Here is a 15,059-nt window from a genome sequence, read left to right on the forward strand (position 1 = left end):
GGGTCCGTTGTACGGGCGTCCGGCCTGCGGAGGAGTCCTGCCGCGGAGCTCTACGGCAGCGCGGTCGGGAAGCCGTCGGGCGGGCCCGTCGGCAGCGCGGGCAGCGGCGGCGGTGTCATGTGCGGGACCCCGTCCGCGCCGCCGTCGACGTGCTCGACCTTCTCCACGACCTTGTCCTTCGCCGGCTTGAACACCGACAGATAGAAGACGCCGAAGCCCACGCACCCCGTCACGAACACCGTGAGGAACGCCAGCAGGACGACCGTGCCCAGCAGCGTGCGGGAGTCCCCGGGCGGCAGCGCCGTCGCCCGGTCCGGCCGCCCCGGCGGATAGCGGACGGTCACCGTGTCCCCCTCGACGACAGTGGCGCGCCCGCCCGCCTCCTCGAACCGCGTCACCCGGCCCTCGGGCGTCGTGAACTCGTAGACGTGATTCAGCGTCGTCGAGGAGGAGACGTGCGTGCCCTGCCGCCGCGTGGTCGTGGTCGCGTACAGCCGCAGGCAGCGCCCCCGCACCTCGATGCCACCGCGCCACGCGGCCCGCAGCCGGCGCACGCGCAGCACCGCCCACACCATTCCCGCGATGCCGATGGCCGCCATCAGCCCCGGCACGGCCAGGACGAATGCGTCGAACATGAATCCCCCACTGAACGGATGCGTGTCCCCGTATCCAAGCGGGTGCGGGTCTTCCGCGCGAATGAGTTGAAACGCGGCATGTCATAGGGCACCGCGGCGCACCCTGCCACCGCTTTCGCAGCCAGTTCGCCAATCCGTGTACGGGGGCGGTCCGCAGGCCATGAGCCGGACCGCCGCTGGGCACTCAACGCGGAGATATGGCGGACGGCGAGATCTGGGGGCTTCACGTGGGTGTGGCGAGGGTTGTCGGAACCGGCCCCTGGGATCGGCGTCGCGCCGGGGACGGGGTCCGCGGATGCTGATGACGACGCTCGCCGATTACCACGTGCCCCCCGGCGCGATCAGGGAATGGACGCTCGACCCGGCCCCCTTCCACGAGGCGGCGCGGGCGGCCGGCAACGCGACGCCCCTGTCGTACAACCAGGAACTGCATCTGCGATTCTCCTTGAAGCTCGAAGAACGTGACCTCCGGACACCGGCCTGGCTGGGCTTCGGGTTCGAGATCCCCGGCCCCTTCGACGCCGAGGTGTTCCGCGAGACGGTGCGCGCCTGGGTCGAACGGCACGAGACGCTGCGCAGCGGCTTCCGGCTGGAGGGCGGGAGGCCCGAGCGGTTCACCGTCGACAGCCGCGCGGTGGCCGTGCGGGACGTGCCCCAGGGTGACTTCGCGGACGGCGAGGAGATCCGCGGGTATCTCCAGGAGCGGATCGACGGCGCCGCGGGGGCCTTCCAGCTGCCCAGTTTCGTGGTGGAGACCGTGGAGCGCGCCGATTCCACCACCGTCGTCGTGGGACTGGACCACGCGCACGCCGACGGCTACTCCGTCGCGATGGCCGTCCAGGAACTCCAGGACCTGTACGCCGTGATCGCCGCCGGAGAAACGGTCGTGCACGAAGGCATCGGCGGTTACGCGGACTACAGCGCCGTGGAGCGTGCCACCGCCGAGCAGGTCGGCGCCGGCCATCCGGCCGTCGCGGACTGGAGCCGCTTCGTCGAGAACGGCGGGGGGCGGATGCCGGGCTTCCCCCTCGACCTCGGGGTCGCCGAGGGCGACCGGGTGCCGCACACCCTGCTGGACACCTGGCTGGTGGACGCGGCCGAGGCCGAGGCGGTCGAGGAGATCTGCCACGCGGCGGACGGCGGCTTCCTCGCCGGACTGCTCGCGGCCTGCGCCATCGCCGCCCACCAGCTCACGGGTGCACAGGTCTACCGGACCGTGATGCCGATGCACACCCGCTCGCGGCCGGAGTGGGTGCGCTCGATGGGCTGGTACATCGGGCTGGGCCCGGTCGAGATCGGCCTCGGCACGGCGAAGACGTTCCAGGAGGTCGTGCCCGGTGCGCACCGGGCCGCCAGGACGGCGATGCGCCTCACCCGGGTGCCGTTCCTCCGGGTCATGGAACTCCTCGGCCTGGAAGGGGACGTGGAGCGCGCGATGCCGGAGTTCTTCCCGTTCGTCTCCTTCACCGACATGCGGGTGGTCCCCGGTTCGCGGCGGTGGACCGAATGGAACGCCCGGGCGCTGTTCCGGATGACCTGCGGCAACAAGGCCAACATCTGGGTGAACCGCACCCATGATGGCGTGCGGTTCACCGCACGCCATCCCGATACCGAGCTCGCCGGAACCAACGTCGCCTTTTTCGTCGACCGTGTGCGGGACGTGCTCCACAGCGTGGCGAAGACAGGTGACTACGTCTTCGCCGACCCATCGAGTGCCACAGGAGAGACTGCATGATCCCAGTGAGGGAGACCGTGGAAGCGATTCTGGCGAGCAAGTTCCAGGTGCTTCCCGAAGAGATGGCGGCCGACGGGACGCTGGCGTCCATGGACCTGGACTCGCTCGCGGTGATCGAGCTGCTCTACACCCTGGGGAGGGAGCTGGACGTCAAGGTCGGCGAGGACGAGGTGACTTCGCACCACACCCTCCCGCAGTTGGTGGCCCTGTTGGAGGACAAGCGCGCGCGACGGGCGGCCCTGGGGGTGATGCCGTGACCCGTCCCGCGGTCGCGGTGACCGGCCTCGGCATGGTCACCCCGGCCGGGGTCGGGGCGGAGGCCACCTGGGCGGGCGTACGCGACGGTCGGGCGACGGCGTCGCCCGACCCCGGGCTCACGGGCCTGCCCGTCGACTTCTCCTGCCGCGTCCCCGACTTCGACCCCGCGGCGTACCTCGGGCGCCGGGCCCTGTGGCGTACGGACCGGTGCTCCCAACTGGCGGTCGCCGCCGCCCGGGAGGGGGTGCGCGACGCCGGACTCGACCCCGGCGGCTGGAACGGCGCCCGGGTGGCCGTGGTCGTCGGCACCTGCTTCGGCGGTCAGCGGGCGTGCGAGGACGGCCAGCGCGACCTGCTCCGGGACGGGTACGAGGGGGTCTCTCCGGCGCTCGTGCCGAAGATGATCCCCAATATGCCCGCGGCGGAGGTCTCCATGGACCTGGGGGCCCGCGGGGTGAGCCTGAGCGTGTCCACGGCGTGCGCCTCCGGGGCCGGCGCCATCGCCCTGGGCCGGGACCTGTTGCTGTCAGGCGCCTGTGACGTCGTGGTCGCCGGTGGCGCCGACGCGGCCGTCACCCCCCTGATCGCCGTGGGGTTCCAGCGCATAGGCGCCCTCTCGGGGCGCCGCGACGACCCGGCGACGGCCGCCCGTCCCTTCGACGCCACGCGCGACGGCTTCGTGCTCGGCGAGGCCGCCGCGGTGCTGGTGCTGGAGCGCGTGGACGCCGCCCGGCGGCGCGGCGCGGTGCCACGCGCGGTCCTGGCCGGCTGCGGCTCCACCAGCGACGCCTACCACGTCACGGCCCCGCACCCCGAACACCGCGGCGCCGAGGCCGCGTTGCGCGCCGCGCTCGCCGACGCGGGCGCCGCCCCCCGGGAGGTGGACCACGTCAACGCGCACGGCACCTCCACCCGCATCAACGACTCCACCGAAGCGGCCCTGCTCACCCGGGTCCTCCCGCACGCCCCCAGCGTCACCTCGGCCAAGGGGGCGCTCGGCCACTGCCTCGGCGCGGGCGGCGCGGTCGAGGCGGCCCTGACCGTGCTGACGCTCCAGCACCGCCTCGTCCCGCCGACGGCCAACCTGGAGACGGCCGACCCGGCCTTCGAGCTGGACCTGGTCCACAAGACCGCGCGTGAGCAGGAGGTCACCCTCGCGGTGAGCAACGCGTTCGGCTTCGGCGGCCACAACGAGGTCCTGGCCTTCCGGCCCTCTTCCTAGCGCTCCCGAAACGCCCGCACCCGGCCCGCGGCGCCCCTGAAGGGGGAAGCGGCGGACCGGGTGCGGGCGCGTGAGGAGACCGGGTCAGGCCTTCTTGGTCTCCCAGAAGATGCGGTCGATCTCGGCGATGAGCTCCAGCGCCTTCTCGCCCGTCTTCGGGTCGTTGGACGCCTTGGCCGCGCTCAGGGCCTTGAGGGTGTCGTTGACCAGCTGGTGCAGCTGGGGGAACTTCTCGAAGTGCGGCGGCTTGAAGTAGTCGCTCCACAGCACCGAGACGTGGTGCTTGGCCAGCTCGGCGCGCTGCTCCTTGATGATGAGCGCGCGGGTGCGGAAGTCCTGGTCCTGGTTGGCCTGGTACTTCTCCTGGACTGCCTTGACCGACTCGGCCTCGATACGGGCCTGGGCGGGGTCATAAACGCCGCACGGCAGGTCGCAGTGCGCGCTGACCTGCACCTTGGGGGCGAACAGGCGGGAGAGCATAAAACTGTCCTTCCTCGTGATCGTCTTCTCAGGTGCGAGATTACTCGGTGTGGGAAGGCTTTTCTCGGGTGCCCCGGGGGGCTTAGGACAAAAGTCCGGTGACAGTCTGGAACTGCCGCCGTGACAGGTGGAGGAAAAACGGACCGGGAGGTGCCGAGGTGCAGGAGCAAGTGGACGAGCGCGGGCAGGAGCAGGACCGCGAGCGTCGCGGACTGCTGCGGATCGGGCTGGCCGAGGTCTACAACCCGTCGATGGTGCCGACGCTGAACCCCGGTGACCAACTCGTCGTGCAGTACGGGGCAGCCGTCCGGCCGGGGGACGTGGTGGTGCTGCGGCATCCGTTCCGGCAGGACCTGCTGATCGTCAAGCGGGCGGTCGAGCGGCGCGAGGGCGGCTGGTGGGTGATGGGGGACAACCCGTTGGTGGAGAACGACAGCCGCGAGTTCGGCACGGTGCCCGAGGAGTTCGTGGTGGCCCGCGCCTGGGTGCGGCTGCGGCGCCCGCCGGGGGCGGGTCAGCGGTCGGTGGGGGCGCTGCTGTCGTGGCTGGCGTCCGCGCTGCGGCCGGTGCGGGCGGTGCCCGTCGCGGCCTCGGCCTCCCGGCTCTCCAGGCGCTTGCGGGCGCGGTAGGCGGCGACGTTGGCGCGGGTCGCGCAGCGGTCGGAGCAGTAGCGGCGCGAGCGGTTGGTCGAGGTGTCGAGGTAGACGTTGCGGCAGGGGGCGGCCTGGCAGATGCCCAGCCGGTCGACGCCGAGCTCGGTGAGGTGGACGGCCAGGCCCATGCAGGCGGTCGCGGTGTAGGAGGCGCTGGCGTTGGCCGCGTGGTCGGCGATGTGCATGTGCCACTTGGGGCGGCCGTCCGCGTCGCGGTACTCGTGGCCGGAGATCTGCGGGCTGACGGGGAACTCCATCAGCAGGGCGTTGAGCAGGTCCACGGCCCGCACCTCCTCGCCCGCGTCGGCGGCCTCGAAGACCGCGCGCAGCCGGGCCCGTACGGACCGCAGCCGGGTGACGTCGCTGTCGGACGCGCGGCGCGCGGCCTGGGCCCCGGCGCCGAAGAGTTCGCGCACCGCGTCGACGGAGGTGAGGGTGTCGGTGCCGCGTGCGGGCTCCTCGGTGTTGACCAGCCGCACGGCATAGTCCGAGTAATAGGCCAGTTCCACTTTTGGTCCTTATGGGTGGTGCGGGCGGCGGTCCGACGGGCTTTTTCCGGGCGCCCGGCAAACGTAATAGCCGTCTCTCTGTCGAGGGTATTACAAAGCTCGGAGCAAAAGCCGAGGCGGTGGTTACGGGCCGCCCGCACCACCGCCTCCAGGACCCCCGGAGCCCCTACAGCACCTTCGACAGGAACGACTTCGTGCGGTCGTGCTGGGGGTTGGTGAGCACGTCGCGCGGGTGGCCGGATTCCACCACCACGCCGTCGTCCATGAAGACCAGCGCGTCGCCCACCTCCCGGGCGAAGCCCATCTCGTGGGTGACGACGATCATCGTCATGCCGTCCTCGGCGAGCCCGCGCATGACGTCCAGGACATCCCCCACCAGCTCCGGGTCGAGGGCCGAGGTGGGCTCGTCGAAGAGCATCAGCTTCGGCTCCATGGCCAGCGCGCGGGCGATCGCCACGCGCTGCTGCTGGCCGCCGGAGAGCTGGGAGGGGTAGTTCCCGGCCTTGTCGGCCAGGCCCACCCGGTCCAGCAGCCGCACGGCCCGCTCCTTGGCCGCCGCCTTGGACTCGCCCTTCACCTGGATCGGCGCCTCCATCACATTGGCCAGCGCCGTCATGTGCGGGAAGAGGTTGAAGCGCTGGAAGACCATGCCGATGTCCCGGCGGTTGCGGGCCACCTCGCTGTCCTTGAGCTCGTAGAGCTTGTCGCCCTTCTGCCGGTAGCCGACCAGCTCGCCGTCGACGTACAGCCGCCCGGCGTTGATCTTCTCCAGGTGGTTGATGCACCGCAGGAAGGTGGACTTGCCCGAGCCGGACGGGCCGATCAGGCAGAACACCTCACCCTGGGCGACCTCCAGGTCGATCCCCTTGAGGATGTGCGCTGCGCCGAAGGACTTGTGCACGCCCTCGGCCTTCACCATCGCGTTCATGCGCTGACGCCTTCCGTGGAGCGCTGGCCGATCGCCGCCAGATTGGCCCTGACCTTCTGCCAGGGGGTGAGCGGCAGGCTGCGCAGCGAGCCGCGCGCGTAGTACCGCTCCAGATAGAACTGGCCGACGCTGAACACGCTGGTCAGGATCAGGTACCAGGTCGCGGCGAGGAAGAGCATCTCCACCGTGGCGCCCGTGGTCTGCCCGATGTCGGAGGTGGAGCGCAGCAGTTCCAGGTACTGCGCCGCGCTCGCCGCCAGCGACGAGGTCTTGAGCATGTTGATGAACTCGTTGCCGGTCGGCGGCACGATGACGCGCATCGCCTGCGGCAGCACGACCCGGCGCAGCGTCTTGCCCTGGCTCATGCCGAGCGCGTGCGACGCCTCGGTCTGCCCCTCGTCGACGGACTGGATGCCGGCCCGGACGATCTCCGACATGTACGCGGCCTCGTTGAGCCCGAGGCCCAGCAGCGCGGCCATGAAGGGCGTCATGAAGGAGCTCGTGTAGTCGCGGTAGATGAAGCCGAGGTTGATCTCCGGGAAGATCAGCGCGAGGTTGAACCAGAGCAGCAGCTGGACGTAGACCGGGGTGCCGCGGAAGAACCAGATGTAGGCCCAGGAGACCGACGAGGTCACCGGGTTCTTCGACAGCCGCATCACCGCGAGCACGATGCCGAGCACCAGGCCCAGCAGCATGGCGAGCACCGAGATCAGGACGGTCTTGCCGAGGCCGGTGAGGACCGAGGAGTTGAACAAGTAGTCCGGGATGGCGTGGTAGTTCACCTTCGCGCCGGCGAAGGCGTTGACCAGCAGACCCAGCAGCGCGAGCACCACGACGGCGGAGATCCACCGCCCGTAGTGCCGCACCGGAATGGCCTTGATGGTCTCCGGTTCACGACCGGGGGGCGGGGCGTCGGCGGGCCCCGTCTTTTCGGGTGCAGCAGTCACGGTATGGCCTTTCAGCGGTCCGTATCGGGGGAGGAGAGGGGGCGCCGGGCGGGCCGTCCGCCGCGCGTGCGGCGGGGGAGACCGTCCGCCCAGGGGGAGGGGCGGCGGCGCGGCGGCGACGGCCCGGGGCGGCCGGGTCAGGAACCGCCGTTGATCTTGGCTTCCTTGACCGCGCCGGCCTCGACGCCCCAGGTCTTGAGGACCTTTTCGTACGTACCGTTCTTGATGATCGCGTCAAGGGCGGCCTTGAGGGCGTCCCGCAGCTGGGCGGCCTCCTTGGGTACGGCGATGCCGTAGGGCGCCGCCTGCACCTGGTCGCCGACCGTCTCGAAGTCATTGCCGCCGCCCGCGGTCTTCACCGCGTAGGCCGCGACGGGGAAGTCGCTGGAGACCGCGTCGACGCCACCGGCCTTCAGGCGGGTCTGCGCCTCCACGTCGGTGTCGAACGCCTCGATGCTGATGCCACCCTTGCCCGCCTTGTCGCACTTGTCGGACTCGGACTTCGCCAGGTCGTTGGAGACGGTGCCGCGCTGCACGGCGATCTTCTTGCCACAGAGGTCGTCCCAGGACGAGATCCCCTTGGTGTCGCCCTTCTTGGTGTAGATGGAGACGCCGGCGGTGAAGTAGTCGACGAAGTCGACGCCTTCGGTCACCTTCTTGCCCGTCTTCGGGTCCACACCGTTCTGCCGGTCCTTGGAGTCCGTCATCGCCGACATCGCGATGTTGTAACGCTTGGAGCGCAGACCGGTCAGCAGCGCGTCGAAGGTGCCGTTGTCGAACTCGAACCGCACGCCGAGTTCCTTGCCCAGGGCGTCGGCGATATCCGGGTCGATCCCGACGGTCTTGCCGTCCTTCTTGAACTCCACCGGCGGATAGGCGATGTCGGACCCGACCTTGATGACCTTCGACGCCTGGATCTCCTTGGGGAGTTCGGCGAAGAGCGGGGCCGTGGAGCCCGCGGCGCCCTGCCCGGACCCGCCGTGTTTGTTCCGCTGGTCGCCACAGCCGGTCAGCAGCAGGGCGCCGACGACCGCGATCGCGCCGGCGGCGGCCAAACGACTCCTGGCGGCAGCCGGGCGGGGGGTGGTGCTTGCGGTCATTGCTGGTTCCTCCTGCGGGTGAGGGGATAGCCGACTGGTCACACTGCTGGTCACACGGGTTTCACACGGGGAGACATACGGGGGCGCAAGCACACACCATCGGGTGTTCGCGACCTCGTGTGATTTGGGCATCTTGCCATCTGGACTGCACCGTTCGGGGGGCCTGCTATGTCAAAATCGGATAACGGGCGATCCCCGTGCGCTACCAGGCCGGTTCGCACTACCGGGCTTCGGCCTGCCTCTGCGGTGCGAGACCCATATCACGCACCCCTTGTCTCACCCCATGGACTTCCGGCACCAGTCGACACGCTTTCGACGTGCTTGTGCGGTGCCGCGACCCGACGGAGTCCCGGAACTCACACGGCGGCCGCGGCGCTCATCGGGTAGAAAGATCAGCCATACCCCCGGACCCGGGGCTCCAGGGCGCATGTGCGGCGCGCCCGGCGGTCCGCTACCTCGGGCGGCTACCCTCGACACTTATTCGACAAAGGGGTCAATAAAAGTGGCAGCGGAGATTGTGAATCCTCGCGGCGCCCACGGTGCGGACGAAGCTCAGGACGAGCTCTTCGATCCGGCCTTCGCGCTGCACCGTGGTGGCAAGATGGCCATCCAGGCGACCGTGCCCGTGCGCGACCGGGACGACCTGTCCCTCGCCTACACACCAGGCGTGGCCAAGGTCTGCAGCGCCATCGCCGAACAGCCGGAGCTCGTCCACGACTACACCTGGAAGTCCAAGGTCGTCGCGGTCGTCACGGACGGCAGCGCGGTGCTCGGGCTCGGTGACATCGGGCCGGAGGCGTCGTTGCCCGTGATGGAGGGCAAGGCGATCCTCTTCAAGCAGTTCGGCGGCGTCGACGCGGTGCCGATCGCGCTCGACTGCCGGGAGGTCGACGAGATCGTCGAGACCGTCGCCCGGCTCGCGCCCTCCTTCGGCGGCGTCAACCTGGAGGACATCTCCGCGCCGCGCTGCTTCGAGATCGAGCGCCGGCTCCAGGAGCGGGTGGACATCCCGGTCTTCCACGACGACCAGCACGGCACCGCCGTCGTCACCCTCGCCGCGCTGCGCAACGCGGCCACGCTCACCGAGCGTCCGCTCGGCCGCCTGCGCGCCGTCATCTCCGGCGCCGGCGCGGCCGGTGTGGCCATCGCCAAGATCCTCGTGGAGGCGGGCATCGGCGACGTCGCGGTGTGCGACCGCAAGGGCATCGTCTCCACGGACCGCGAGGACCTCAACCCGGTCAAGCGCGAACTCGCCGGCTTCACCAACAAGGCCGGGCTCTCCGGCTCCCTGGAGACGGCGCTGGCGGGCGCGGACGTCTTCATCGGCGTCTCCGGCGGTACGGTCCCGGAGCCGGCCGTCGCCACCATGGCCGAGAACGCGCTGATCTTCGCCATGGCCAACCCGACGCCGGAGATCCACCCGGATGTCGCGCGCAAGTACGCGGCCGTCGTCGCCACGGGCCGCAGCGACTATCCCAACCAGATCAACAATGTCCTCGCCTTCCCCGGGATCTTCGCGGGTGCGCTCCAGGTGCGGGCCTCGCGGATCACCGAGGGCATGAAGCTCGCCGCGGCGGAGGCGCTGGCCGCGGTGGTGGCGGATGAGCTCAGTGCCGAGTGCGTCATTCCCTCGCCGTTCGACGAGCGGGTCGCTCCCGCTGTGACCGCGGCTGTCGCGGCGGCGGCTCGGGCGGAGGGTGTGGCCCGGGGCTGATCTGCGGCGTGGGGCCCGCCGTGGGCTGCGGCTCGGCTGCGCCTGCGGCGGGCCTTTCCCCACCCCGCCCCGTCCCGCCGCATTTGATGTGCGGCTCCGCCGCGTGGGGGGCGCGTGCCCCAGGCCCCCGGCCGCGGGTTTCGTTGCCGCCTGCGGCGGGAGCGTCCTTCGGACGCGTCCTCAATCGCCGGACGGGCTGGATGTGTGGACCGCGGCCGGCACATTCAGCCCGTCCGGCGATTGAGGACAACGCGCGAAGCGTGTTGCGGGGTCCGGGGGCTCACCCGCACAACCGACCCGCACGCGGCAACGTCCGCTGGGGCGCGTGTCACAGCCCCGCGTGGTTCCACCGGCCCCACCCCCGGCGCTAGGTTCGGATCATGTTCGCCGCCTACGCCACCCGCATCGACCGCGACGCCCCCCTCAACGGCCTGGAGTTGGGCGAGCGCCCCGAGCCCGCGGCGCCCCCGGGGTGGACCGTGGTCAACGTCAAGGCCGCCTCCCTCAACCACCACGACCTGTGGTCGCTGCGCGGCGTCGGGCTCGGTGCGGAAGCGCTGCCGATGATCCTCGGCTGCGACGCCGCCGGTCTGGACGCGGACGGCAACGAGGTCGTCGTCCACTCCGTCATCGGCCAGACCGGGCACGGCGTGGGCCCGCGCGAGCCGCGCACGATCCTCACCGAGCGCTATCAGGGCACGTTCGCCGAGCGCGTGGCCGTCCCCGCCTGGAACGTCCTGCCGAAGCCGAAGGAGCTCTCCTTCGAGGAGGCCGCCTGCCTGCCGACGGCGTGGCTGACCGCGTACCGCATGCTGTTCACCAACGCGGACGTACGCCCCGGCGACAGCGTCCTCGTCCAGGGCGCGGGCGGTGGCGTGGCCACCGCGGCGATCGCGCTCGGGGCCGCGGCCGGGCTGCGGGTGTTCGCCACCAGCCGTGACGAGGCCAAGCGGCGGCGCGCCGTGGAGCTGGGCGCGGAGGGCGCGTTCGAGCCGGGGGCCCGGCTGCCGCACCGCGTCGACGCCGTCATCGAGACGGTGGGCGCCGCCACCTGGTCGCACTCCGTCAAGTCGCTCAAGCCCGGCGGGACGCTCGTCATCTCCGGTGCCACCAGCGGCCAGAGCCCCGCGTCGGCCGAGCTCAACCGCATCTTCTTCCTCGAACTGAAGGTCGTCGGCTCCACCATGGGCAGCAAGGAGGAGCTGGCCGGTCTGCTGAGCTTCTGCGCGGCCACGGGCGTACGGCCGGTGATCGACTCCGTCCTGCCCCTTGACCGGGCGCGGGAGGGCTTCGAGAAGATGGCCGGCGGCGATCTGTTCGGCAAGGTGGTCCTGACCGTCTAGCCCCATGGGGGAGGCCCGTGCGCAGGCTGCGAGCGACGGTGACCGCGCTCGCCGCGGTGCTGGGCCTCCTCGTCCCGGGCAGCGCCGGGGCCCGTACGCCGGACGCGGACGCGGTCCCGAGGCTGACCGACGAGCGCGGGCGGGTCCTCGACCTGCGCGGCTGGAACGTCGAGGACAAGACCCACCGCGGCGCCGACGCCCTCACCGGCATCACCGAACGGCACTTCCGCGACATGGCCGCCGCCGGGTTCGGCCTGGCGCGGCTGCTGGTCTTCTGGGACGACCTGGAGCCACGGCCCGGGCAGTACAGCGAGCGCTGCCTCCGCCGGATCGAGCGGATCCTGGACTGGGCGCACCGCTACCGCGTCCGGGTCGTGATCGACGCCCACCAGGACGTCTTCGGGCCCGCCTTCGGCGGCCACCGGGGCATCCCCGAGTGGGCCACGCGCACCGACGGCCTGCCGTACGTCCCGCACCCCGGCGACTGGTTCAGCGAATACTACGAGCCCGCCGTGCAGGCCGCCTTCGAGCACCTCTACGAGGACGCCGACCTGCGCCTCGCCCAGGCCCGGATGTGGCAGCTGCTCGCCGGCCGGTTCGGCCGCCACCCCGCCGTGTTCGGCTACGACCTGATCAACGAGCCGATGGGCAAGCCGCGTTCCGGGGAGGACCCGCCGACTGCGGCCCGCCGCATCGAACGGGACCAGCTGACCCCGATGTACAACCGTCTCGCGGCGGCGGTCCGCCGCGCCGACCGGCGCCACCACCTCTTCGTGGAACCGACCCCCGCGGTCGGCGAGGCCGTCCCCACCGGCCTCGGCCGCGTCCATGACCCGAAGGTCGTCTACGCCCCGCACTTCTACAACACCGCGATGGAGTCCGGCCAGGACTACGACCCGTCCGCCCACTGGATCGAGGCGTACGAGTCCGCGGTGACCCGCTACCCCCGTGAGCAGCACGTCCCCGTCGTGATCGGAGAGTGGGGGCCGCTCAACTCCGCCCTCCCCAACATGCCGCGTTTCTACGACGACGCGCTGGCCTCCCTCTCGCGCTACGCCTCCGGGTGGGCGGCCTATGTGTGGTGCTACGGGGGCGGATACTGCGCCGTCGACGGGGCCGGCCGCTTCCCCGCGAGCAAGGGCCGCCTGGTGCGGCCGTACGCGGAGGCGGTGGCGGGGCGGGTGTCGGGGGAGTCCTACGGGGCGGGTGGGTACCGGCTCGTGTACGAGGGGGTGGGGGCGGGGGTTTCCGTGGTGTCCTTGCCGGGCGCTTCGTGGAGGTGGCGGGTGTCTGTGGCGGGGGCTTCTGCGGACCGGGTGGGGCGGCGGCTTTTCGTCCGGGCGTGGGGTGGGGGCCGGGTGGTGGTGACGGTGCGGGGCGCGTGACGGCGGGTGCGCCGGCCTTCCGGGTGCGGGTTCGTCGGCCTGCGGCGGGCTTTTCCCCGGCCCCGCCCCTTCCCGGCCGCATCTGATGTGCGGCTCCGCCGCGTGGGGGGCTGTCGCCCCAGACCCCGCAACACGGCTTCGCCGCGTTGTCCTCAAACTCCCCCAGCTACCGCTGGGAGGTGCCCCCGACGGGCTGGATATCCAGCCCGTCGGGCGTTTGAGGACGCGCCCGCAGGGCGCTCCCGCCGCAGGCGGCAACGGATCCGCAGTCGGGGGCCGAGGCGCATGCCTCCGCTCAAGCCCGCGGCGGCGCGAGCTCGGACGCGATCCGCCCCGCCGCCTCCGCCAAAACGGCCCGCACGGCGGACAGTTGATCCACCGTCACCCCGCCGTCCCGCGCCGCATCGCGAATCTCGTCGCGGAAGCGGTCGAGAAGGCGATCCAGATCGCGCCCCGGATCCTTGGAGAGCGAGTCGGGAGCCGAGGCCCACCCCGGAGCGGGGGGAGGGGTGGCCGCGCGGCCCCCGGCCAGCCCGCCCAGTTCCTGGGTGAGGGCGGTGATGCCCTCGACGATGCCCTTGGGCCAGTCGCCGTGGCGGACGTGCTCCTGGACCTCTTCCTGCACGCGCTGGGAGATGCGGCGGACCTCCTCGCGCGCGTGGTCCTGGGCCTGCTTCGCCTGGCGGCGGGCCTGCTGGGCGTCCTGGCGGGCGCGGCGGCTCTCCTCCTTCGCCCGGCGGGCCTGCTCCTTCCACTCCTCCTTCGCGTGCCGGAACTCCTCCTTGGCCTGCCGCCACGCCTCGCTGTCGCCGAAGCCGCTGTTCGTGGTGCGGTTCTGGCGGGCCGCCTCGCGGATCTCGCGCCGGAGGTCGCCCGCGGCGCCGCGGACGTCCTCGCGGATATCGGCGGCGAGCGCGGAGACGGACTCGCGGATGTCGAGCTCCAGCTCGGCCAGCTCGCCCTGGCGGTCGGCGAGTTCGGCCCGGCCGGCGGGGGTGAGGGAGTAGACCTTGCGGCCGCCCTCGGTGGAGTGGGTGACCAGCCCCTCGGCCTCCAGCTTGGCGAGGCGGGGGTAGACGGTGCCGGCGGAGGGCGCGTACAGCCCCTGGAAGCGCTCCTCCAGCAGCCGGATGATCTCGTAGCCGTGGCGGGGCGACTCGTCGAGCAGCTTGAGCAGATAGAGCCGCAGCCGGCCGTGGGCGAAGACGGGGGGCATCAGAGGACCTTTCCCTGGGTGGTGCTGTCGGTCCAGTCGGTGGTGTCCGGGCGGCGCAGCAGGGCGAGGGCGCCGGAGACGCTGGTGGCCTTGAGCCTGCCGCGGCCCGCGCCGAGCCGGCCGGTGATCTTCTTGGCGCCGAACTGGCCGTCGACGCGCAGTTCCCCGAAGCCGCAGGAGAGCGGCCCGCTGGTGGTGTTGGCGTCCACCTCGGTGTCCGCGGTGTGCGGCAGGCGGATGGCTATCTCGCCGGAGACGGTGCCGAGCGTGAGGTCCGGCCCGGGGGCCGCGGGGGCGAGGTCGACGACGATGTCGCCGCTGACGGAGTCGGCCTTGACCGTGCCGCCCGAGCTCTCGACGAGGGTGAGGTCGCCGGAGACGGACGTGAAGTGCAGGTCACCGCCCAGCCCTTGGGCCTCCAGCCGCCCGGAGACGGTCTCGGCCCGGACCGGGCCGGTCAGGCCCACGAGGGTGACGTCGCCGCTGACGCCGCGGACGGCCGTGCGCCCGGAGACGTTGGAGACGACGGCGCTCGCCCCGACGACGCCGGCCTCGACATCAGTGCCGGTCGGCACGGTGAGGGTGACCGTGACCGTGCGCTCCCAGCTCTTGCGGGAGAACCACTTGGTGAAGTTCTTCCAGGGGAGGTCGTCGTAGGCCACGGTGAGCGTGCCCGCTTCGAGGGTGACGGTCAGGGGCGGGCCGTCGATCCCGGAGAGCTCCAGCCGGGCGGGCCCGGTGGCGTCGCCGACGACGTTGACCGTGCCACCGACGATCCGCACGGCAAGGGCCGTCACCGGCTCCTCGAAGGTGACTTTCTGTGGCGTGGACAGTGACCACTTCGACTGGGCCGGCATGCCGGGCCTCCTTGACGGGCTGGATACGGCGATCCTGGGATCATCGGTCGCGACATGGCGCGAGGCGGGCACGGGAG

The 15,059-nt window shown here is 71.6% G+C and carries 15 protein-coding genes; 7 read left to right on the forward strand and 8 right to left on the reverse strand.

Annotated features, from left to right (window positions below; translation table 11 throughout):
* Nucleotides 1–50: 50 nt before the first annotated feature.
* Nucleotides 51–635 (reverse strand): DUF3592 domain-containing protein, encoded by a 585-nt coding sequence (locus ACH427_RS18020; protein WP_398870442.1) that lies wholly within the window; start codon nt 633–635, stop codon nt 51–53.
* A gap of 295 nt (nt 636–930) precedes the next feature.
* On the opposite strand from ACH427_RS18020, the gene ACH427_RS18025 reads away from it, so the two are divergent.
* The 3 genes from ACH427_RS18025 to ACH427_RS18035 are packed head-to-tail and all read left to right on the forward strand — an operon-like array spanning nt 931 to nt 3,850.
* Nucleotides 931–2,370, forward strand: coding sequence for a condensation domain-containing protein (locus tag ACH427_RS18025; RefSeq protein ID WP_398870444.1), 1,440 nt, complete (start codon nt 931–933; stop codon nt 2,368–2,370).
* Complete coding sequence (locus ACH427_RS18030; protein WP_398870445.1) at nt 2,367–2,627, forward strand: acyl carrier protein; 261 nt, start codon at nt 2,367–2,369, stop codon at nt 2,625–2,627. The genes ACH427_RS18025 and ACH427_RS18030 overlap by 4 nt, the downstream gene beginning before the upstream one ends.
* On the forward strand, nt 2,624–3,850 hold the full coding sequence (locus ACH427_RS18035) for a beta-ketoacyl-[acyl-carrier-protein] synthase family protein (protein WP_398870446.1): 1,227 nt from the start codon (nt 2,624–2,626) through the stop codon (nt 3,848–3,850). The genes ACH427_RS18030 and ACH427_RS18035 overlap by 4 nt, the downstream gene beginning before the upstream one ends.
* An 84-nt stretch (nt 3,851–3,934) precedes the next feature.
* Here the strand turns inward: ACH427_RS18035 and sodN are convergent, their stop codons facing one another.
* Nucleotides 3,935–4,330 (reverse strand): superoxide dismutase, Ni, encoded by a 396-nt coding sequence (gene sodN / locus ACH427_RS18040; RefSeq protein WP_398870447.1) that lies wholly within the window; start codon nt 4,328–4,330, stop codon nt 3,935–3,937.
* 158 nt (nt 4,331–4,488) lie between these two features.
* Between sodN and sodX the strand changes: the two genes are divergently transcribed.
* Entirely contained in the window at nt 4,489–4,959 is a 471-nt protein-coding gene (sodX, locus tag ACH427_RS18045) for a nickel-type superoxide dismutase maturation protease (protein WP_398870448.1), read from the forward strand.
* On the opposite strand, the gene ACH427_RS18050 is transcribed toward sodX, so the two are convergent.
* From ACH427_RS18050 to ACH427_RS18065, 4 genes are all read right to left on the reverse strand, one after another.
* Nucleotides 4,845–5,492, reverse strand: a complete 648-nt coding sequence (locus ACH427_RS18050) for a CGNR zinc finger domain-containing protein (protein ID WP_398870449.1) — start codon at nt 5,490–5,492, stop codon at nt 4,845–4,847. The genes sodX and ACH427_RS18050 overlap by 115 nt on opposite strands.
* Nucleotides 5,493–5,658: 166 nt before the next feature.
* A complete protein-coding gene (locus ACH427_RS18055) occupies nt 5,659–6,420 on the reverse strand; it encodes an amino acid ABC transporter ATP-binding protein (protein WP_398870450.1) in 762 nt (253 codons plus the stop codon).
* Entirely contained in the window at nt 6,417–7,367 is a 951-nt protein-coding gene (locus ACH427_RS18060) for an amino acid ABC transporter permease (protein WP_398870451.1), read from the reverse strand. Before ACH427_RS18060 ends, ACH427_RS18055 begins: the two co-directional genes overlap by 4 nt.
* Before the next feature lie 137 nt (nt 7,368–7,504).
* Nucleotides 7,505–8,467, reverse strand: coding sequence for an ABC transporter substrate-binding protein (locus tag ACH427_RS18065; RefSeq protein ID WP_398870452.1), 963 nt, complete (start codon nt 8,465–8,467; stop codon nt 7,505–7,507).
* Between the two features lie 502 nt (nt 8,468–8,969).
* Here ACH427_RS18065 and ACH427_RS18070 point away from each other — a divergent pair.
* The 3 genes from ACH427_RS18070 to ACH427_RS18080 all read left to right on the forward strand — a co-directional run bounded on the left by ACH427_RS18070 (nt 8,970) and on the right by ACH427_RS18080 (nt 12,909).
* Nucleotides 8,970–10,181 carry an NADP-dependent malic enzyme gene (locus ACH427_RS18070; RefSeq protein WP_398870453.1) on the forward strand — a complete coding sequence of 404 codons (1,212 nt, stop codon included), beginning with the start codon at nt 8,970–8,972 and terminating at the stop codon, nt 10,179–10,181.
* 380 nt (nt 10,182–10,561) lie between these two features.
* Nucleotides 10,562–11,524 (forward strand): zinc-binding dehydrogenase, encoded by a 963-nt coding sequence (locus ACH427_RS18075; protein ID WP_398870454.1) that lies wholly within the window; start codon nt 10,562–10,564, stop codon nt 11,522–11,524.
* A 17-nt stretch (nt 11,525–11,541) separates the two neighbouring features.
* The gene (locus tag ACH427_RS18080) at nt 11,542–12,909 is read left to right on the forward strand and encodes a glycoside hydrolase family 5 protein (RefSeq protein WP_398870456.1); all 1,368 of its coding nucleotides are present in this window, start codon (nt 11,542–11,544) and stop codon (nt 12,907–12,909) included.
* Nucleotides 12,910–13,204: 295 nt separating this feature from the next.
* Here the strand turns inward: ACH427_RS18080 and ACH427_RS18085 are convergent, their stop codons facing one another.
* Both ACH427_RS18085 and ACH427_RS18090 read right to left on the reverse strand, forming a co-directional pair.
* The gene (locus ACH427_RS18085) at nt 13,205–14,125 is read right to left on the reverse strand and encodes a helix-turn-helix transcriptional regulator (protein WP_398870457.1); all 921 of its coding nucleotides are present in this window, start codon (nt 14,123–14,125) and stop codon (nt 13,205–13,207) included.
* Nucleotides 14,125–14,982, reverse strand: a complete 858-nt coding sequence (locus tag ACH427_RS18090; RefSeq protein WP_398870458.1) for a DUF4097 family beta strand repeat-containing protein — start codon at nt 14,980–14,982, stop codon at nt 14,125–14,127. The genes ACH427_RS18085 and ACH427_RS18090 overlap by 1 nt, the downstream gene beginning before the upstream one ends.
* Nucleotides 14,983–15,059 lie beyond the last annotated feature (77 nt).

The organism is Streptomyces sp. NPDC020379 (genome assembly GCF_044387105.1).
Taxonomy (GTDB): Bacteria; Actinomycetota; Actinomycetes; order Streptomycetales; family Streptomycetaceae; genus Streptomyces.

What these genes read in the sequence shown, in the direction of transcription:
- ACH427_RS18020 (WP_398870442.1), bottom strand. Translation starts at nt 635, where the DNA reads ATGTTCGACGCATTCGTCCTGGCCGTGCCGGGGCTGATGGCGGCCATC.
- ACH427_RS18025 (WP_398870444.1), top strand. Translation starts at nt 931, where the DNA reads ATGCTGATGACGACGCTCGCCGATTACCACGTGCCCCCCGGCGCGATC.
- ACH427_RS18030 (WP_398870445.1), top strand. Translation starts at nt 2,367, where the DNA reads ATGATCCCAGTGAGGGAGACCGTGGAAGCGATTCTGGCGAGCAAGTTC.
- sodN (WP_398870447.1), bottom strand. Translation starts at nt 4,330, where the DNA reads ATGCTCTCCCGCCTGTTCGCCCCCAAGGTGCAGGTCAGCGCGCACTGC.
- ACH427_RS18055 (WP_398870450.1), bottom strand. Translation starts at nt 6,420, where the DNA reads ATGAACGCGATGGTGAAGGCCGAGGGCGTGCACAAGTCCTTCGGCGCA.
- ACH427_RS18065 (WP_398870452.1), bottom strand. Translation starts at nt 8,467, where the DNA reads ATGACCGCAAGCACCACCCCCCGCCCGGCTGCCGCCAGGAGTCGTTTG.
- ACH427_RS18075 (WP_398870454.1), top strand. Translation starts at nt 10,562, where the DNA reads ATGTTCGCCGCCTACGCCACCCGCATCGACCGCGACGCCCCCCTCAAC.
- ACH427_RS18085 (WP_398870457.1), bottom strand. Translation starts at nt 14,125, where the DNA reads ATGCCCCCCGTCTTCGCCCACGGCCGGCTGCGGCTCTATCTGCTCAAG.
- ACH427_RS18090 (WP_398870458.1), bottom strand. Translation starts at nt 14,982, where the DNA reads ATGCCGGCCCAGTCGAAGTGGTCACTGTCCACGCCACAGAAAGTCACC.